Here is an 18750-nt window from a genome sequence, read left to right on the forward strand (position 1 = left end):
GGCGGTTCTCCTCGGGACGCGGTCAGAACGCGATGGGGGCGTTGTCGATCAGGCGGGTGGCGCCGACCCGGGCGGCGACGAGCAGGCGGCCGTCCCCGGCGCCCGGGGCGGGGGCCGGTCCGAGGTCGGTGTCGCGCAGCTCGAGGTAGTCGACGTCGACCTCCGGCTCGGTCGCCAGCTCGGCGCGGGCGGCGTCCAGCACGGCGTCGTGCCCGCGGACCGACACCGCGGCACCGGCGGCGAGCGCGCGCGACAGCACGGCGGCGGCGCGGCGCTGCCCGGGCTCGAGGTAGACGTTGCGCGAGGACAGGGCCAGGCCGTCGTCCTCGCGGACGGTCGGGACGCCGACGACCCGGGTCGGGAAGTCCAGGTCGCGCACCATCCGGCGGATCAGCGTCAGCTGCTGGTAGTCCTTCTCGCCGAACAGCGCGACGTCCGGGCCGACGATGTGGAACAGCTTCGACACGACGGTCAGGACGCCGTCGAAGTGCCCCTTCCGGGAGGCGCCCTCCAGCTCGTCGCCGAGCGGCCCGGCGGTGACGCGGGTCTGCGAGCCCGGCGGGTACATGTGCTCGACCTGCGGGGTGAACACCAGCTCGACGCCCTCGTCGCGGCAGGCGTCGAGGTCGGCCTCGATCGGGCGCGGGTAGCGGTCGAGGTCCTCGCCCGCGCCGAACTGCAGCGGGTTCACGAAGATCGACACGACCGGGACGACGGCGCCGGGGATCCGCTTCGCGTGCCGGATCAGCTCGCGGTGGCCCTCGTGCAGGGCGCCCATCGTGGGGATGAGGACGACCTTGCGGCCCGCGCCGCGCAGCGCGCGGGTGACCGCGGCGAGCTTCGCCGGGTCGGCGTGCACGGTCAGCCGGCCGGTGCCGTAGCCGTTCCGGGTGGAGCCGGGGGTGCTCACTTCTCCTCCAGTGCGGTCTCGATGTCGCGGACGCCGTCGGGGCCGAGGAGCCCGGCGGCGGCGGCGCGGTGGGCGGTGCGCCCGGCCAGCGCTCGGTAGACGGCGGCCAGGTCGGCGTCGGCGTCGGCGATGTGCTCCAGGTGGGTCCGGACGGTGCCGGCGTCGCCGCGGGCGACCGGTCCGGTCAGCGCGCGGTCGCCGTGGCGCAGCGCGTTGTCCAGCGCGGCCGACAGCAGCGGCGCGACGAGCCGCTCCGCGGGCCGGATGCCCGCGGTCTCCAGCAGCTGCACGCAGTCCCCGACCAGGGTGGTCAGGTGGTTGGCGCCGTGGGCGAGCGCGGCGTGGTAGAGCGGGCGCATCGCCTCGGGGATGCGGACGGGCTCGGCCGACATCTCCAGCACGAGTGCCTCGGCGACGCTCCAGCCGACGGCGTCGCGCGGGTCGCCGTGCTCCGGGTCGCCGGGGGCGGTGACGCCGATGCAGCAGGCGGCGAGCCGGTCGACGTCCTCGGGGCGGCCGGTCACCGTCATCGCCGGGTGCAGCGCCAGCGGCAGCACACCCCGCTCCGTCGCCGGGTCCAGCACCGCGACGCCGCGCGACCCCGCCGTGTGGACGGCGATCTGGCCCGGGCGGAAGCATCCGGCGGCGGCGAGGCCGCGGACCAGGCCGGGCAGCACGTCGTCGGGGACGGCGAGCAGGACCAGGTCGGCGCGCGAGCAGACCTCGTCCGGCGGGAGCAGGGGGACGTCGGGGAGCAGGGTCTCCGCCCGGCGCACCGAGGCCTGCGAGACCCCGGAGGCGGCGACGACGTGGTGGCCCGCGCGGGCGAGCGCGGCGCCCAGCACCGCACCGACCCGACCGGCCGAGACCACCCCGACCGCGAGCCGCGCGGGGCGACCGCCATCGATCGCAGAGTCCATCACGAGAATCCGTTTCCTCCCGTTCCGGTCCTGGTGGGGTACCGGTCGGGCAATCCGCGGGTGGCGCGACCTCCGGTGGCCGCGCGCCGGACGCGAGGGTAGACGGGCGCCGGGTGGCGGGGCGTGCTCCTGAGACCGGCCTCACCCCGGCCCCGTCGGTGATCGACGGTTGTGGAGTTCAGCGCCCGCCTCGCGAACGCTCCGCTCCACAACCGGTGATCATGGGACGGGGTGGGGGCGGGCGGGCGGTCCCCGGCGCCCGGATCGGCCCCGGATCGGCTCCGGATCGGCCCGGGTCACCGGGCGGCGGGACGGTCCGGGTCGTCGTCGGGGCGGAGCATCGGACGGGTCGGGCCGGGGTCGGACGGGTTGTCGTGGTGGCGGCCCCGGTGCTCGGCGGCGGGTGGTTCCGGGCGGCGGACGGCACGGGTGAGGTGCTCGTCGCCTCCCCCCGGGGCGGGTCCGGCGGCGCCGGGGACCGCGGGGCCCGGCGCCGGCGAGGCGGACGGTGCCGGACCGGACACCGGGGAACCGGGCTGCTGGTGGCCGGGCTGCTGGTGTCCGGGCTGCTGGTGTCCGGGTGACGGCGAGCCCGCTCCCCGGCCGCCGGGGACCGGACCGGGCCCGGCACCCGGGTGGCCGGGACGTCGGGCCGGCTCCTGCGGACGGCCGGGCACGCCCGGGCCGTCGGAGCGGGCCTCGGGATCGGCCGCCCCCGGACCCCGCGGGATGGCGGGACGGGCGCTGCCGCCGGGCGGTCCCGGGGTGTACGGGGCGGGCGGGGTGGGGGTCCGCGGCGCGCCCGACCACGGAGCGGCCCGCGGTCCCTCGGGGCGCCCCCAGGGCGCCGCGGTCATGAGTGTGTCCGGGCCGGGCGGGAGCGGCGGCACGGCGGGCCCCGCGGAGGAGGAGGCGCCGCCGCCGTCGGGGAAGGTCGGGATGCGGAACTGGCCGGAGAAGCTGCCGTCCGGCGCGGCCGGGGGCGGCGGTTCCCAGCCCGACGGACGCTTCCGCGCCCAGGCCGCGACCAGCGCCTCCGGCACCCCGACGGCGACGGCGCGGGCCCGCAGCACCGCGGCCAGCTTCTCGTCGTGCAGGGCGTGGGCGCTCTCCCGCACCGCGCCGCGCGCGATCCGGTTCCGCATGAACGCCAGCTCGGTGACCGCGGACTGGTACTCGGCGACGGCCTTCGCCGCGGCCGGGCCGGAGCGGCGCCGCACCAGCGTGCGCCAGCCCTTCCGCCGGGACAGCCGGGCCAGCAGCGTCACCTCGCTCGGCGCGATCCAGCCCGCGGCGGCGAAGCCGGGCAGCTGCGCGGCCACGATCCGCGCCTCGCGGCGACGGGCGAACACCACGAGCAGGATCAGCCCGACGAAGATCGGGACCATCACGAACAGGTAGATCTGGAAGAAGCCGCCGGGCGTCGCGGCCAGCACCGACGCGCCGTTCCACAGCGCGTGCAGCACCACCGCGGCGACGTAGCCGGCGATCATCGCCAGCACCCTCACCCCGATGCTGCGGCTGGTCACCGCGATCCCGGCGGCGATGCCGATCATGCAGGTGAACAGCGGGTGCGCGAACGGCGAGGCGACGCCGCGGACGAACAGCGTCGCGAGCACGCCCGCCGACTCCGGCTCGGACACCGCGCGGCCCAGGTAGAGGATGTTCTCGCTGAACGCGAACCCGGCCGCGACGATCCCGGCGTAGACGACGCCGTCGACGATCCCGTCGAACTCGCGGCGCCGGAACACCAGCAGCCCGACCAGGAACAGGCCCTTGGTGAACTCCTCGACGACCGGGGCGACCACGACCGGGCCGAACAGGTCGCCCGCGCCGCGCCCGGCGGCCGCGTCGAGCACCGCCGAGGCGCTCGTGTTGATCAGCAGGGCGACCAGCGCGGCGAACCCGGCGCCCCAGAGGAACGCGCCCATCAGCATCCGCGGCGGCTCGGGCTCCCAGCGGTCCACCCAGAGGAACGCCGCCACCACCGGCACGACCGGCAGCAGCGCGGCCAGGGTCCCGACGATCACCCCCGGCGTCCCGATCGCGCGTTGCAGCACCCCGATCGTGATCACCGCGAGCAGGGCCAGCACCACCAGGCCCACGACCGGCAGCAGCACGCCCCGTCGCTTGGCGGACGGCGCCGGCACCGGGGCGTACGGGCGGCCGAGCGTCGGGGACGTCATGACCGTCCAGCGTAGAGAACCGGCCCGGTCCGCGCGGGGGGACGCGCCTCAGCCCGCGCGGATCCCACCGTCGGTGTCGTCCGGGTCGTCGGGGGACCGGCAGCAGTACTCCAGCCAGAACGCGGCGCCGACCAGCAGCAGCGCGCTGACCACGCCGACCCCGGCGACGACGCTGTCCCGGAACGCGGCCACCACGACCGCGGCCCGTGGCAGGGTGTGCATCAGCACGCCCACCCACAGCCCGGCGACCACCGCGCCGCCGACCGCGGAGGCCTTGGCGAGCAGCACCGCCCGGGCCGCGACGAGCGGCGGTACCGGGACGGCCCCGTTCCGGCGCTCGATCCGGCGCCGCAGCACGACCCCGCCCGCGGCCTCGGCGGCGGCGAGGACCGCGACGACCACCGCCGCGGCGACCGGCAGCGTCGGCAGCGACCCGTAGGTCAGCTGGACGAGAATGTTACCGAGCAGGGCCGCGACCACGGCGATCGCGGCGACGTCGCGGACCCGGGTGGGGCGCACCGTCGGGCGCGGGTCGTCGTCCGGGCCGCGGCCGGGGCGCCGTCCGCCCGGTCCGGGCGCGGTCATGCCGGATCCCGCAGGACGACGTCGTCACGGCGGTGCACACCGGCACGGCCGTCCGGGCCGAGCCGGTCCAGCAGGTCGGCGACCGGCCCGTGCCCGTGCAGGACGGCGCCGGGCTCGGCGAGCAGCCACGGCAGCAGCACGGTGGCCCGGTCGGGGGTGCCCGGGTGCGGCAGGAGCAGCTCCGGGTCCTCCGAGGTGACCGGGGCGCCGTCGTCGGTCACCTGCACGACGTCGACGTCGAGTGTGCGCGGCCCCCACCGCTGCTCGCGGACCCGGCCCGAGGCGTCCTCGAGGGCCTGCCCACGGCGCAGCCAGCCCCACGCGTCGAGCGCCGGGTCGTCCGCGACCAGCACCGCGTTGAGGAAGTCCGGCTGGTCGGTCACACCCCACGGCGCCGTCTCGAACACCGGCGACACCGCCACGACGGCCGCCCCCAGGTCCGCGACGACCGTGCGCATGTGCGCGGCCCGGTCGCCCAGGTTGGAGCCGAGGGACAGGACCGCGCGGGTCACGCCCGGCTCCGGGTCAGGACGACCGCGACGTCGTCGAAGGTCAGCGGGATCGGCGCCGACGGCTTGTGCAGCGTCACCTCGACGGCGGCGACCCGGGCGTCGGAGTCCAGCACGGCCTGCGCGATCTCCCCGGCGACGGCCTCGATGAGGTCCCGGGCCGGACCGCCGACGATGCTCGCGGCCAGCTCGGCGAGCTCGCCGTAGTGCAGCGTGTCGGCCAGGTCGTCCGAGGCGGCGGCGGGCGCGAGGTCGGCGTGCACCACCAGGTCGACGACGAACTCCTGGCCGTCGCGGCGCTCGTGGTCGAACACGCCGTGGTTCCCGCGGACCCGCAGACCCCGTAGCTCGATCCGGTCGCTCACCGCCCGGTCTCCCGCGGGGTGCGGGCGCGCGAGGCGCCGAGCCGGCAGGCGGCGGCGACCGCGATGGCGTCCATCGTGGACTCGACGTCGTGCACCCGCACGCCCCAGGCGCCCGCGTTGGCGGCGAGCGCGCTGACCGCGGCGGTCGCGATGTCGCGGCCCGGCGGGGTGCGCGGCTCGCCCTCGGCCGAGGCCAGCAGCTCACCGAGGAACCGCTTGCGCGAGGCCCCGACCAGCACCGGGAAGCCCAGGTCGACGAACACGTCGAGCCGGCGCAGCAGCGCCCAGTTGTGCGAGGCGTTCTTGGCGAACCCGAGACCGGGGTCGAGCACGATGCGGCCGGGGTCGACCCCGGCCATCACGGCGTGGTCGACCCGGGCGACGAGCTCGGACCGGACCTCGCCGATCACGTCCTCGTAGCCCGCGAGCTGCTGCATGCCGGCGCTGTGCCCGCGCCAGTGCATGATCACCCAGGGCGTCCGCGCCTCGGCGACGACCGCGGCCATCCGCGGGTCGGCCAGGCCGCCGGAGACGTCGTTGACCATCGCCGCACCGGCCTCGACACAGGCCTGCGCGACCTCGGACCGGGTCGTGTCGACGCTGACCCGCACGCCCGCGGCGACGAGCTCGCGCACCACCGGCAGGACGCGGTCCCGCTCGGTCGCGGCGTCGATCCGCTGCGCGCCGGGCCGGGTCGACTCCCCGCCGACGTCGACGAGGTCGGCCCCGGCGTCGCGCATCGCGACGCCGTGCGCGACGGCGTGCGACCGGTCGACGTAGCGGCCGCCGTCGGAGAACGAGTCGGGGGTGACGTTCAGGATCCCCATGACCGCGCAGCGGCCGAGCTCCGGCAACGCCCCGCCGGGGGCGACCACGTCAGCGCCCCCTGATCAGCGAGAGCGCCTCCGCGCGGGAGGTCGCCGAGCTCTTGAACAGCCCGCGCACCGCCGAGGTGGTGGTGCGCGACCCCGGCTTGCGGATGCCGCGCATGGCCATGCACAGGTGCTCGGCCTCCAGCACGACGATCACCGCGCGCGGGTTCAGCTTGCGCACCAGGGCGTCGGCGATCTGCGCGGTCAGCCGCTCCTGGACCTGCGGGCGCTTGGCGTACAGGTCGACCACCCGGGCCAGCTTGGACAGCCCGGTGACCTGGCCGTCGACGGCCGGGATGTAGCCGACGTGGGCCACCCCGTGGAAGGGCACGAGGTGGTGCTCGCAGGTGGAGAACATCGGGATGTCCTTGACCAGCACGAGCTCGCCGTGGCCCTCGTCGAAGGTCTTCTCCAGCACCGTGTCCGGGTCGACGAACAGCCCGGCGAAGATCTCGCCGTAGGCGCGCGCGACCCGGGCCGGGGTCTCCTTGAGGCCCTCGCGGTCCGGGTCCTCCCCGACCGCGATCAGCAGCTCGCGGACGGCGCGCTCCGCACGGTCCAGGTCGACCCCGCCGGGTACGGCCTGGGTCACCCCGGCCGCCACCGCGGCGGACTCCACCGGTCCGGAGCGTCCGTCCGTCGTCGACGTGCTCAGTGTCCTGCCTCCGGGTCGTGTCCGCGCCGTTGCTCGCCGGCGCCGGGGTCGTTCGCACCACCCGGCGCGCCGTTGCCGTGCGCGCCGTTGCCGTTGCCGCCGTCGCCCGGTCCGGGACCGGGCCACGGACCACCCTGGGCGGGGCCCTGCGGCCCACCCTGCTGCGGCGGCTGCGCCCAGTTCGGCGGCGGCCAGCTCTGCCCCTGCGGGGTCGTCGCGGGCCGCCAGTCCGGCGGGGCGCCGTAGTTCGGGGCGACGGCCGGCGGCGGGGGCTGCCCCGGTCCGCCGTAGGACCCGGCCCGGCCGTAGCCGTGGGCCGGGGCGCCGTGCCCGTTGCCGGGCGCGCCGTAGCCGTTCCCGTTGCCGCCGTTGCCGCCGCCGTGGCCCGGGCCGCCGTCACCGGGGCCGTAGCCGCCGTCGTTCGGGGCGTCCGGGCGGCTCGGGACCGAGCCGCCCGCCGGGAACGGGGAGGCGCCGGGGGTGCCGGGCGCGTCGCCGTAGCCGTTCGCGGAGCCCGAGCCGACCTCGGCCGGGGTGCGCTCGTCCTCCTCGGGCGGCAGGACCTCACCGCGCTCGTGCGCCAGCTCGCGCCGGGTCTTGATCGGCGGCTTCTCCGACGGCGTGCGCACGCCGAAGTCGTCGAACGCGGTGATCCGCGGCCGCTTCTCCACCGACCCGAAGATCCGCTCGAGGTCCTTGCGGTTCAGGGTCTCCTTGTCCAGGAGCTCCAGCACCAGGTCGTCGAGCACGTCGCGGTAGGTGTTGAGGATCTCCCACGCCTCGGTGTGCGCGGCCTCGATGAGCTTGCGCACCTCCTCGTCGATCTCGTGGGCGACCTCGAGCGAGTAGTCGGCCTGGTTGCCCATCGAGCGGCCGAGGAACGGGTCGCCCTGCTCGCGGCCGTAGCGGACGGCGCCGAGCTTGGCGCTCATGCCGTACTCGGTGACCATCGCGCGGGCGATCTTGGTGGCCTGGTCGATGTCGGAGGACGCGCCGGTCGTGGGCTCGTGGAAGACGAGCTCCTCGGCCGAACGCCCACCCATCGCGAAGACCAGCCGCGCGATCATCTCGGCGCGGGTCATGAGGCCCTTGTCGTCCTCCGGGACGACGAGCGCGTGCCCGCCGGTGCGCCCGCGCGGCAGGATCGTGAGCTTGTAGACCGGCTCCAGGTCCGGCATCGCCCACGCGGCCAGCGCGTGCCCGCCCTCGTGGTACGCGGTGATCTTCTTCTCGCGCTCGGAGACGATCTTCGACTTGCGCCGGGGGCCGCCGACGACGCGGTCGACCGACTCCTCCAGCGCGGCGCCGTTGATCAGCGTCCCGTGCTCGCGGGCGGTCAGCAGCGCGGCCTCGTTGATCACGTTGGCGAGGTCGGCACCGGACATGCCCACGGTGCGCTTGGCCAGCGACTCGAGGTCGACGTCGTCGGCGAAGGGCTTGCCCTTGGAGTGCACGCTCAGGATCGCGCGACGGCCCGCCAGGTCGGGGGCGCCGACCGGGATCTGCCGGTCGAACCGGCCCGGGCGCAGCAGCGCCGGGTCCAGGATGTCCGGCCGGTTCGTCGCGGCGATCAGGATGATGCCGCCGCGGGCGTCGAAGCCGTCCATCTCGACGAGCAGCTGGTTCAGGGTCTGCTCGCGCTCGTCGTGCCCGCCGCCGAGGCCGGCGCCGCGCTGGCGGCCGACCGCGTCGATCTCGTCGACGAAGATGATGCAGGGCGCGTTCTGCTTGGCCTGCTCGAACAGGTCGCGCACCCGGGAGGCACCGACACCGACGAACATCTCGACGAAGTCGGACCCGGAGATCGTGTAGAACGGCACGCCCGCCTCGCCGGCGACCGCACGGGCCAGCAGCGTCTTGCCGGTGCCGGGCGGGCCGTAGAGCAGCACGCCCTTGGGGATCTTCGCGCCCAGGGCCTGGTAGCGGCCCGGGTTCTGCAGGAAGTCCTTGATCTCGTAGAGCTCCTCGACCGCCTCGTCGGCGCCCGCCACGTCCGCGAACGTGTTCTTCGGCATGTCCTTGTTCAGCTGCTTGGCCTTGGACTTGCCGAAGCTCATGACCCGGTTCCCGCCGCCCTGGGCGTTGTTCAGGAACCAGAACAGCAGGATCAGGACCAGCGCCAGCGGGATCATCGTGATCAGCAGCGTGGAGAGGAAGGAGTCCTGGCGGACGACGGTGTCGTACTCGGCGATCCCGGGGACCTGGCGGACCTGGTCGAAGATCTGACCGGAGATCTGCGCCGGGTACTGGGTGAGGATCTGGGTGGTCTCGTTGCCGTTGACCTCGATCGGGCGGTCCAGCGTGAGGCGGAGCTGCTGCTCACGGTCCTCGACGAGGGCGTCCTTGACGTTCCCCGACTGCACCTGGGAGAGCGCGACCGACGTCGTGACCTCGGTGTATCCGCGGGTGTCGTCGAACAGCTGGCTGAACCCGAGATAGATCAGGAGTGCGACGAGGATCCAGATCAGCGGGTTGCGGAGCAGGCGCTTGCGGTCCATGCAACGTCGGCCTGGGTGGCCTTCACCTTCCCGGGAGTGGTTCTCGGCAGCGGCGGCGGACGGTGTACCGCCCCGCCGGAGGGCCCTGACCCGCCAGGATAGCCCCACGGTGGGTGGAGTGCTCCGGACGGACCTGGCCGGACCGCCCGGTGAGCGGGCGGCCGATCCATGAACGAACCGGCGACCTGCCCGGTTCCCCCACAGGGGTGTCCCGACGCACACGTCGACACCGTGGTGTGGGACAACTGTGCAGCACGCTCGGTACCCGGACGGCGGCGGAGGGCAGCGGCGCCCTGCTCCGTCCGGTCCAGCGGCGATGGTCTGCGGGTCGGGAGGGACGATCGGATGGCGCTGCACGCGGTGGCCGGACCCCGGCGGACGGTGTCGGTGCTCGCCGCCGGTCTCGCCGCCGCGGCGGCACTGGCGGTGTTCACCGTGCCGGTGGGGACGGCCGTCGCCGTGCCCGTGATCCCGGCGCCCGCGGCCGCCGCACCGACGCCGCCGGTCGTGACCGCGCCGCCGGCGACCACCGCCCGGGCCGAGGCGAGCGACCTCGTTCCGCACCCGGCCGTCGTCGCGGGGCCGGGGTCGATCGGGCCGGGGACCGTCACCGAGACCACCGGCGCGGGCCTGTGCACGGCCGGGTTCGTGTTCACCGCGGGCGAGCGCACCTTCCTCGGGCAGGCCGCCCACTGCGGCGGCACCGGCGACGAGACCGAGACCGACGGCTGCACCTCCGACGCGGTGCCGCTGGGCACCCCGGTGCTGGTGCACGGCCGCGACGGCACGGTCACCGGGACGCTGGCGTGGAGCTCGTGGAACACCATGCAGGCCCGCGGGGAGCGCGACCCCGACGTCTGCGCCTACAACGACCTCGCACTCGTCGAGCTGCCCGCGGGCGCCCGCCCCTCGGTGGGTGCCGCGGTGCCGTTCTTCGGCGGTCCCGGCGCGGTCCGCACCGCGCCGCTGCCCGCCGGCACCCCCGTCTACGGCCTCACCAACCCGCCCGGCGCCGGCGGCGTCCGCACGGTCGGGGTGCGCGCCGGTGCGGCCGCCGCCGAGGTCGGTGGCGGCTGGGGGCACACGGTGTTCGCCGTGCAGGACGGCGTCGCCGGGGAGTCGGGCAGCCCGCTGCTCGACGCGCAGGGCCGCGCGATCGGCGTGCTGTCCAGCCTCACCACCACCGACGACCTGCCCAGCATCGAGTACACCGACCTGGCGAGGGCGCTGGACTACGCCGCCCGCACCGACGGTCCGGCCGGTCTGGCGCTCGCCGGCGGGCCCGCGTTCACCGCGGCCCCGGCCGGGGTGGACCCGCGGGCGCTGGCCACACCCGCCGGGCCCGGGCTCGGCTGAGCCGCGCTCAGGCGTAGACCGACGGGTCGAGCGTGCCGATGTAGGGCAGGTCGCGGTAGCGCTCGGCGTAGTCGAGGCCGTAGCCGACGACGAACTCGTTCGGGATGTCGAAGCCGACGTAGCGGACCGGGACGTCGACCTTCACCGCGTCCGGCTTGCGGAGCAGCGTCACGACCTCCAGCGACGCGGGCGAGCGGGTCTGCAGGTTGCCCAGCAGCCAGTTCAGGGTCAGCCCCGAGTCGATGATGTCCTCGACGATCAGCACGTGCCGCCCGGCGATGTCGCGGTCGAGGTCCTTGAGGATCCGCACGACGCCCGACGACGAGGTCGACGATCCGTAGGAGCTGACCGCCATGAACTCCAGCTGGGCCGGGATGGGCAGCGCGCGGGCGAAGTCGGTCATGAACATGACGGCGCCCTTGAGGACGCCGATCAGCACGAGATCGGACTCGCGGCCGTCGCGCACGAGGTCGGCGTAGTCACCGGCGACCTGCTGCGCCAGCTCCGCGGTCTTCTCGCGCACCTGCTCCTCGGTGACCAGCACCGAGGAGATGTCCCCGTCGTACACCCGACCCCCTCGCACGGACCGTGTGACGGCCCGGTCGACGCCTCCACCGGACCCGCGGTCACGCCCGGTCACGCGGCCGGCTGCGGCGGCGCAGCACGAGCCTGCCACGGGCGCGGGTCAGCACCAAGCCGCCGCCCAGCGCCGGTCCGCCCTGCCCGCGCCAGGCCCCGACGAGGTCGTCGGCGGCCCGCAGCTGCGCGTCGGTGAGGGCCCGCGCGCCCGCTCCGGCGAGCCATTCCCGCAGGACCCGGCGTCGCACGGCGGGCTCGGCAGCGGCCAGGACCCCGGTGTCGAGCGCGGTGCCGACGGCCTCCCCGACCCCCGCCGCGACCCCGGTCGGGTCGGTCACGGCGGTACCCGGTGGTGAGCCGTTGTCGCCGGAATCACCCGGCCCGGTCTCCCCCGCCGGTGCACCCCGCTCACCGTCCGTGGCCACGCGGGCCGCCGACAGCAGCCGGGCCGCGGCGGCGGAGAGGGCGGCGTCGTCGTCGTGGAGCTGGTCGGCGGTGCGGGCGAGGGCGGCCGCGACCCCGCCGCCCAGGACGTCCTCCAGCAGCGGCAGCACCTCGTGGCGCAGCCGGGAGCGGGCGAAGCGGGGGTCGGCGTTGTGCGGGTCCGCCCAGACCGCGACGCCGGCGGCCGCGCAGGCGGCGACGGTGTCGGCCCGGCGCACCCCGAGCAGCGGGCGCAGCCACGGCTCGGTCCACTCACGCATCCCGGACAAAGACCGTGCCCCGGAGCCCCGGCCGAGGCCCAGCAGCACCGTCTCGGCCTGGTCGTCGAGGGTGTGCCCGAGCAGCACCGGCGACGACGGCGACGGCCGCGCCGCCCGCAGCGCCGCGTACCGGGCGGTCCGGGCCGCGCCCTCGGGGCCGCCCACGGCGCCGACGACGACCGGGTGCACCGTCGCCGTCACCCCGAGCCCGCGCAGCCGCGCGGCGAGCCCCGCCGAGCGCTCCGCGGACCCGTCCTGCAGCCCGTGGTCGACGACGGCGGCGTGCACCGGCCCCTCGACGGCCTCCCGGACGGCGAGCACCAGCGCCGTGGAGTCGGCACCGCCGGAGCAGGCGACCAGCGGCGGGGCGGCGGCCGCGTCACCGGGCAGCCGGTCCAGTGCGGCCCGCACGGCGCGCCGGACCCGGCCCGCCGCGGCGGGCCCGTGACCCGTCAGGCGACGCGGCGCAGCCACGCGGCGGGGTCGTCCAGCTCGGCGCGGGTCGGCAGCGTCTCGGGCGACTCCCAGACCCGGTTGATCCCGGCCATCCCGGCCTCGCGCTCGACGGCCCGGCAGAACGCGGCGCCGACGGCGTACTGGCGCATCTTCGCCTCGACCCCGAGCAGCGCGCGCAGGATCCGGTCGATCAGCCCGCCGCCGCGGCGGCGCTCGGTGAACCGGCGCCGGATGAGCGCGACGTCGGGGACCACGTCCGGCCCGACGGCGTCCATGACGTGGTCGGCGTGCCCCTCCAGCAGGGTCGACAGGGCGAGCAGCCGGTCGAGCACGGCCCGCTGCTCGGGGCCCTGCAACAGCTCGACCAGGGCGAGCACGTCGGCCTTGCGGCCGTCCTCGCCGCGCAGCGCGCGGATCGCGTCGGGCAGCCGGGCGAGCCGCGCGGTGTCCGGTTCCTGCAGCGACAGCAGCTCGGTGACCAGCCCGGCGAAGTGGTCGCGCAGCCACGGCACCGCGGTGAACTGGAGCCGGTGGGTGGCCTCGTGCAGGCAGACCCAGAGGCCGAACTGGTCACCGTCGACGTCGAGCGAGCGCGAGGCGGCGTAGACGTTCGGGGCGACGACGATGAGCCGCCCCGCCCCGCCGGGCCCGCCGAACGGGTCGTACTGGCCGAGCACGCGGGCACCCATGTAGGCGAGCAGCGCGCCGAGCTGCACCCCCGAGCCCGCCGCGGTGACCGTGCGCAGCGGCCACGGCGAGTCGGGCAGCCGGGCGCCGGAGGTCAGCGCCTCCATCCCCCCGACGGCGGCACGCGCCCAGGCGGGCCGGTCCAGCACGTCGGCGGGCAGCAGCGGCAGGTCCGCCCCGAGGCCGGTGACCTCGCGGACGTGTCCCTCGGCGCGGGCGGAGTCGGTGCGCAGACGCTCCACCAGCGCGCCCGCCACCGCGGGGGTGGTGCGGGGCCCGGCGGGCATCAGCGAGGCCGCCGTCGACGCGGCCAGGGACCAGTTCACCGGTAGTCCGGCGCCGGTGCGGTCGGGCCGGCGGCCGGTGACCTGGCCGGTCGTGTCGGTCTCCATGCGTCCCCACGCTACCCGCGACGACGGGTGCGCGAGACCGGGTCAGCCGCGGCAGCCGCAGCGCGACAGCGTCGCCGCGATGCGGTCCAGCGCGGGCCGGGCGTCGGCGGGCGAGGTGCCGTTGGACAGCAGCGCGAACACCAGCAGCCTGCCGTCGACGTCGGTGACGACCCCGGCCAGGCTGGAGGCGCCGGACAGCGTGCCGGTCTTGGCCCGCACGACGCCGCGCCCGGCGACCGACCGCGGGTCGCCGAACCGGTCGGCGAGCGTCCCGCCACCACCGGCGACCGGGAGCCCGGTGAGGATCGGGCGCAGGAACTGCACGTCGGTCGGGCTGTCGGACTGGGCGGCGGCCGAGGACAGCACCGCGCCGAGCAGCCGGGCCGGGATCAGGTTGTCCCGGGACAGGCCGCTGCCGTCGGCGAGCTTCAGCCCGGACACGTCGTAGCCGGCCTGGACCAGCGCCTCGGTGACGGCCTTCGAGGCGCCGTCGAACGAGGCCTCGCCGTCCTTGGACACCGCGACCTGGCGGGCCATCGCCTCGGCGGTGACGTTGTCCGAGGCGGTGAGCATGTACTCGATGAGGCTCGCGATCGGCGGGGAGGACACGCTGCCCAGCACCGGCGCGTTCGCGGCGGCGACGCCCTCGCGGACGTCGGAGGCGCCGAGCGCGCGGGCCAGCGCCTTGCCGGCGGCCGCGGCGGGGTCGGTGCTGCGCGGGCCGTCCTGCTGCAGCGGGTCGGTGCGCCCGCCGTCGAGCATCAGCGCCGACATCGGGGCGACGTAGCCGTCCGCGACGTCGGTGGGCCCCCAGCCCGGCGACTCGGCCGGGCCCTTCCAGAGGCTCGCGTCGGTGTAGACCGTCGTGATCGGGCGGCCGACGGCCTTCTTCACCTGCTCGGCGAGGTCGGCGATCCGCGCGGGCTCCGGGTAGAGCCCGTCCTGCCCGTCGGGCAGCGCGGTCAGCGACGGGTCGCCGGACCCGACGAGGACGACCGAGTCCGGGGACGGGCCGGGCACGACCCGGGTCGCGAGCCGGTCGGTCGGGTTCAGCGACAGCAGCGCGGCCGCGGCGGTGAGCAGCTTCGTCGTGGAGCCGGGGACCATGCCGCGGTCGCCGTCGCGCTCCCAGATCGGCTTCACCCCGCGCGGGGCCGCGGAGTCCATGACGACCCCGGTGACCTCGCCGAGCTCGGGCGCGTCGAGCTGGGAGGACAGGGCCTGGGTGATCCCGGCGGCGCTCGGCACCGGCGCTGTCGGCGTGAGCGGGCGCAGCGCGGGCATCGGGACCGGCGGGTACTGGGTGGCGGCGGTGCCGAGCCCGAACGAGCTGCGGGCGTCCGGCCCGGCCAGGGCGACGGCGCCGAACAGCGAGGCCAGTGCCATCACCGCGACCGCGACCACGGCGAACCGCCGGTAGCTGCGCTCCGGCCGGCGATGCCTGCGTCCCACGGACCCTCCTGTACCTGCTCGTCCGGCGGCCGACCTGCCCGCACGGTGGTGCGACGCGGGCCACATCGGCCCGCTCCGCCCTCACCGGCGTGCACCCGTGCCCACCCGGTCCCTCACACTAGGGGGCAGCACCGACACCGCCGGAGCGGGCGGGCCAGCGGCCCCGCCCCGGATCCGGTGGAGCCGTGACACAAGACCGCTGACCCTCTTCAAGGAGCAACGAACCGTGGACTTCGACGTCACCATCGAAATCCCCAAGGGCGGCCGGAACAAGTACGAGGTCGATCACGAGACCGGACGTATCCGGCTCGACCGCACCCTGTTCACCGCCACCCAGTACCCCGCCGACTACGGGTTCATCGACGACACCCTGGGCGAGGACGGGGACCCGCTGGACGCCCTGGTCCTGGTGCAGGAGCCGACCTTCCCGGGGTGCGTCATCCGCTCCCGCGCGATCGGCATGTTCCGGATGAAGGACGAGAAGGGCGGCGACGACAAGGTCCTCTGCGTCCCCTCGGACGACCCCCGCCAGGAGCACCTGCGCGACATCCACCACCTGGCCGAGTTCGACCGGGCGGAGATCCAGCACTTCTTCGAGATCTACAAGACCCTCGAGCCGGGCAAGAGCGTCGAGGGCGCGTCCTGGGTCGGCCGGGCCGACGCCGAGCGCGAGATCAAGGCGTCCTACGAGCGCGCGAAGAACGCCGGGCACTGACCGGTCGCCGGGGCGGCCGCGCACGGCCGCCCCGGGTACGGGTCACACCTTCTCGAACACCGCGGCGAGCCCCTGGCCGCCGCCGATGCACATCGTCTCCAGCCCGTAGCGGGCGTCGCGACGCTGCATCTCGCGGGTGAGGGTGGCCAGGATGCGGCCGCCGGTGGCGCCGACCGGGTGCCCCATCGAGATCCCCGACCCGTGCACGTTGGTGCGCTCGAAGTCGGCGTCGGTGAACTTCCACTCCCGCGTGCAGGCCAGGACCTGCGCCGCGAACGCCTCGTTCAGCTCGATTAGGTCGATGTCGGCCAGGGTCAGCCCGGCCACGTCCAGGGCCTTGGCCGTCGCCGGGACCGGGCCGATGCCCATCGTCTTGGGCGGGACCCCGCCCAGGCCCCAGGACACGACCCTCGCCAGCGGGCGCAGTCCCAGCTCGGCGGCCTTCTCCGGGCTGGTCACCACGCAGATCGCGGCGCCGTCGTTCTGGCCGGAGGCGTTGCCGGCGGTCACGGTGGCGTCCGGGTCGTCCTTGCCCAGGATCGGGCGCAGCGTCGCCAGCTTCTCGACCGTCGAGTCGGGGCGGACGTGCTCGTCGCGCTCGACGACGGTGTCGCCCTTCCGGCCGGGCACGGTCACCGGGACGATCTCCTCGGCGAACATCCCGGACTCCTGCGCGGCCGCGGCCCGGTGGTGCGAGCGGACGGCGTACTCGTCCTGCTCGGCGCGCGGGATCGCGTAGTCGCGGCGCAGGTTCTCCGCGGTCTCCAGCATGCCGCCCGGCACCGGGAAGTTCTTCCCGCCGGCGGTGACGCGGCCGCGGGCCAGCGAGTCGTTCAGCGTGACGCCGCCGCCCTTGACCCCCCAGCGCATCCCGGTGGAGTAGAACGACGCGCCCGACATCGACTCGGCGCCGCCGGCCAGCACGACCTCCGCCGCACCCGTCCGGACCTGGCCGGCCGCGTAGAGCACGGCCTGCAGGCCCGAGCCGCAGCGGCGGTCGATCTGGATGCCGCCCGCGGTCGCCGGCAGGCCGGCGTCGAGCGCGGCGACCCGGCCGATCGCCGGGGCGTCCATCGTCGGGTAGCAGTTGCCCAGCACGACGTCCTCGACGACGTCGGGGTCCAGCCCGGTCCGCTCCATCAGGGCGCGGATCACCGTCGCGGCCAGGGTGTGGGCCGGGACGTCGCGCAGCGACCCCCCGAACCCGCCCACCGGGGTCCGCAGCGGCTCGCAGATCACCGCATCACGCATGGGGTCTCTCCTCCTAGACGAACTGCCGGGTCAGCCATTCGGCGACCAGGGCGGGCTTCTCGGATCCCTCGACCTCGACGGTCACGCCGATGGTGAGCTGGACGCCGCCGGGGACGTCGCTGACGTCGGTCAGCTCGACCCGGCCGCGGATCCGGCTGCCCACCGGCAGCGGGCTGGTGAACCGGACCTTGTTGAGGCCGTAGTTCACGCCCATCTTGACCCCGTCCACCTTGTAGACGGCCTGGACCAGCTTGGGCAGCAGCGACAGCGACAGGAAGCCGTGGGCGATGGTGGCGCCGAACGGTCCGGACGCGGCCCGCTCGGCGTCGACGTGGATCCACTGGTGGTCGTCGGTGGCGTCGGCGAAGCCGTCGATCCGCTCCTGCGTGACGGTCAGCCAGGGCGAGGTCCCGATCTCGGTCCCCTTGGCCGCCCGCAGCTCGTCCACTCCGTCGAAGACGCGCATCTGTCACTCCGTTCGTGGTGCGTGATGGGTGATCCGTTTCCAGCTTTCCCTACCGCACCGCGGGCCGCCGGGGGGTGCGACGTCGTCGAACACACACGCCCCGCACCACACGACCGGTGCGGCTTGGTTATGGTCACCCCGTCAGGAGCCGCCTTGAGCAGATGGGCACAGCTTCGACGTGGAAGGCCTACGCCCCATGACCCCGACCGCCCCCGACCGCCGATGACCGCCACCACCACCCCGCGTCCCGACCCGGACGGCCTCGTCCACCGGGCCGTGCCGTACCGGGATCCCGAACACCAGGCCGTCGCCCTCACCGCACCGGTGACCGAGGCACTGGAGGCGGGCCGTCGTGCGCTCGTGGTGGTCGACCCGCGGTGTGCCGCGGTGCTGCGCCGCTCCCTCGGCCACGACGCCGGGGTGGAGTTCCGCACGCCGGACCGGATGCACTCGGCCCCGCCGTTCACGGTCGCGGGGCGCTGGAGCCGCGCGGTGCGCGAGGCGCTGGCCGACGGCGCGTCCGGGGTCTGCACGGTCGGCCAGCCGGTCGAGCTGCCCGGTGCGGACGCCGCCTACTGGACCCGCCTCGACCTCGCCCTCTCGCACGCCCTGCGCGCGCTGCCCGTCGAGCTGCTGTGCTGCTTCCCCGACGTCGAGGCCGACCGCGCGCACGCCGGGGCCCTGCACGACGAGTTCCTCGTCGACGGCGCCCCGGTCCCGAGCGGCTGCCGGCGCGACGACCACGAGCTGCTGGCCGAGAACCCGCAGTGCCCGCCGGACGAGCTGGGGCCTGCGCTCGTGACGCTGCCGGTGACCCTGGACGACCTCGGGTCGATGCGGCGCGTCGTCGAGCGGCAGGCCGAGCTGTCCGGGCTGGGGCCCAGCCGGATCTCCGACCTCGTGCTGGCGGTCAACGAGCTGATCAGCAACGGCGTCGAGCACGGGTCGGGTCACCCGGTCCTGCGGATGTGGCGCACCGAGGCGGGGCTGGTCTCGGAGATGAGCGACGCCGCGACGTGCCGGCTCGCGTTCCCCGGGCTCGCCGCACCGCCGGTCGCCGGGAACCGTGGCCGGGGGATGTGGCTGGCCTCGGAGCTGTCGGACGTGCTGCAGGTGTGGACCGCGGAGGACGATCCCGGTCAGGTGACGGGCACGGTCGTGCGCGTCACGATGTCGCCCCCGTGAATCCCGG

At 75.6% G+C, this 18750-nt stretch carries 18 protein-coding genes; 3 read left to right on the plus strand and 15 right to left on the minus strand.

Annotated elements, in window-relative coordinates:
• Positions 1–22 precede the first annotated feature (22 nt).
• The 9 genes from panC to ftsH form a co-directional block, all read right to left on the minus strand.
• Positions 23–910, minus strand: coding sequence for a pantoate--beta-alanine ligase (gene panC / locus KPL57_RS30645; RefSeq protein WP_226354150.1), 888 nt, complete (start codon positions 908–910; stop codon positions 23–25).
• On the minus strand, positions 907–1830 hold the full coding sequence (locus tag KPL57_RS30650; RefSeq protein WP_226354151.1) for a Rossmann-like and DUF2520 domain-containing protein: 924 nt from the start codon (positions 1828–1830) through the stop codon (positions 907–909). Before KPL57_RS30650 ends, panC begins: the two co-directional genes overlap by 4 nt.
• A 296-nt stretch (positions 1831–2126) precedes the next feature.
• Positions 2127–4016, minus strand: coding sequence for a PrsW family glutamic-type intramembrane protease (locus tag KPL57_RS67535; RefSeq protein WP_264198688.1), 1890 nt, complete (start codon positions 4014–4016; stop codon positions 2127–2129).
• A 48-nt stretch (positions 4017–4064) separates the two neighbouring features.
• Entirely contained in the window at positions 4065–4601 is a 537-nt protein-coding gene (locus KPL57_RS30665) for a DUF3180 domain-containing protein (protein WP_226354152.1), read from the minus strand.
• A complete protein-coding gene (gene folK / locus KPL57_RS30670) occupies positions 4598–5113 on the minus strand; it encodes a 2-amino-4-hydroxy-6-hydroxymethyldihydropteridine diphosphokinase (RefSeq protein ID WP_226354153.1) in 516 nt (171 codons plus the stop codon). The genes KPL57_RS30665 and folK overlap by 4 nt, the downstream gene beginning before the upstream one ends.
• Positions 5110–5475, minus strand: coding sequence for a dihydroneopterin aldolase (folB, locus tag KPL57_RS30675; RefSeq protein WP_226354154.1), 366 nt, complete (start codon positions 5473–5475; stop codon positions 5110–5112). The genes folK and folB overlap by 4 nt, the downstream gene beginning before the upstream one ends.
• The gene (gene folP, locus KPL57_RS30680; RefSeq protein ID WP_226356595.1) at positions 5472–6302 is read right to left on the minus strand and encodes a dihydropteroate synthase; all 831 of its coding nucleotides are present in this window, start codon (positions 6300–6302) and stop codon (positions 5472–5474) included. The genes folB and folP overlap by 4 nt, the downstream gene beginning before the upstream one ends.
• A 49-nt stretch (positions 6303–6351) precedes the next feature.
• Entirely contained in the window at positions 6352–6966 is a 615-nt protein-coding gene (gene folE / locus KPL57_RS30685; RefSeq protein WP_226354155.1) for a GTP cyclohydrolase I FolE, read from the minus strand.
• 32 nt (positions 6967–6998) lie between these two features.
• Positions 6999–9500 carry an ATP-dependent zinc metalloprotease FtsH gene (ftsH, locus tag KPL57_RS30690; protein WP_226354156.1) on the minus strand — a complete coding sequence of 834 codons (2502 nt, stop codon included), beginning with the start codon at positions 9498–9500 and terminating at the stop codon, positions 6999–7001.
• A gap of 345 nt (positions 9501–9845) precedes the next feature.
• On the opposite strand from ftsH, the gene KPL57_RS30695 reads away from it, so the two are divergent.
• Positions 9846–10856 (plus strand): S1 family peptidase, encoded by a 1011-nt coding sequence (locus KPL57_RS30695; RefSeq protein ID WP_226354157.1) that lies wholly within the window; start codon positions 9846–9848, stop codon positions 10854–10856.
• Positions 10857–10863: 7 nt separating this feature from the next.
• Here KPL57_RS30695 and hpt read toward each other — a convergent pair whose 3' ends face one another.
• The 4 genes from hpt to dacB all read right to left on the minus strand — a co-directional run bounded on the left by hpt (position 10864) and on the right by dacB (position 15126).
• Positions 10864–11424 carry a hypoxanthine phosphoribosyltransferase gene (hpt, locus tag KPL57_RS30700; RefSeq protein WP_073576928.1) on the minus strand — a complete coding sequence of 187 codons (561 nt, stop codon included), beginning with the start codon at positions 11422–11424 and terminating at the stop codon, positions 10864–10866.
• A gap of 58 nt (positions 11425–11482) precedes the next feature.
• Positions 11483–12595, minus strand: coding sequence for a tRNA lysidine(34) synthetase TilS (gene tilS, locus KPL57_RS30705; RefSeq protein WP_226356596.1), 1113 nt, complete (start codon positions 12593–12595; stop codon positions 11483–11485).
• Positions 12592–13569, minus strand: coding sequence for a zinc-dependent metalloprotease (locus KPL57_RS30710; RefSeq protein WP_235975617.1), 978 nt, complete (start codon positions 13567–13569; stop codon positions 12592–12594). Before KPL57_RS30710 ends, tilS begins: the two co-directional genes overlap by 4 nt.
• A 147-nt stretch (positions 13570–13716) precedes the next feature.
• Complete coding sequence (gene dacB, locus KPL57_RS30715) at positions 13717–15126, minus strand: D-alanyl-D-alanine carboxypeptidase/D-alanyl-D-alanine-endopeptidase (protein WP_226354159.1); 1410 nt, start codon at positions 15124–15126, stop codon at positions 13717–13719.
• 226 nt (positions 15127–15352) lie between these two features.
• Here dacB and KPL57_RS30720 point away from each other — a divergent pair, with 226 nt between their 5' ends.
• Entirely contained in the window at positions 15353–15841 is a 489-nt protein-coding gene (locus KPL57_RS30720; protein ID WP_073576771.1) for an inorganic diphosphatase, read from the plus strand.
• Positions 15842–15883: 42 nt separating this feature from the next.
• Here the strand turns inward: KPL57_RS30720 and KPL57_RS30725 are convergent, their stop codons facing one another.
• Both KPL57_RS30725 and KPL57_RS30730 read right to left on the minus strand, forming a co-directional pair.
• Complete coding sequence (locus tag KPL57_RS30725; RefSeq protein WP_226354160.1) at positions 15884–17092, minus strand: acetyl-CoA C-acetyltransferase; 1209 nt, start codon at positions 17090–17092, stop codon at positions 15884–15886.
• A gap of 13 nt (positions 17093–17105) precedes the next feature.
• Positions 17106–17558 (minus strand): MaoC family dehydratase, encoded by a 453-nt coding sequence (locus KPL57_RS30730; RefSeq protein ID WP_226354161.1) that lies wholly within the window; start codon positions 17556–17558, stop codon positions 17106–17108.
• A gap of 222 nt (positions 17559–17780) precedes the next feature.
• Between KPL57_RS30730 and KPL57_RS30735 the strand changes: the two genes are divergently transcribed.
• Positions 17781–18743, plus strand: coding sequence for an ATP-binding protein (locus tag KPL57_RS30735; protein ID WP_226354162.1), 963 nt, complete (start codon positions 17781–17783; stop codon positions 18741–18743).
• The last annotated feature ends 7 nt before the right edge of the window (positions 18744–18750 follow it).

Source organism: Pseudonocardia sp. ICBG601, from assembly GCF_020496245.1.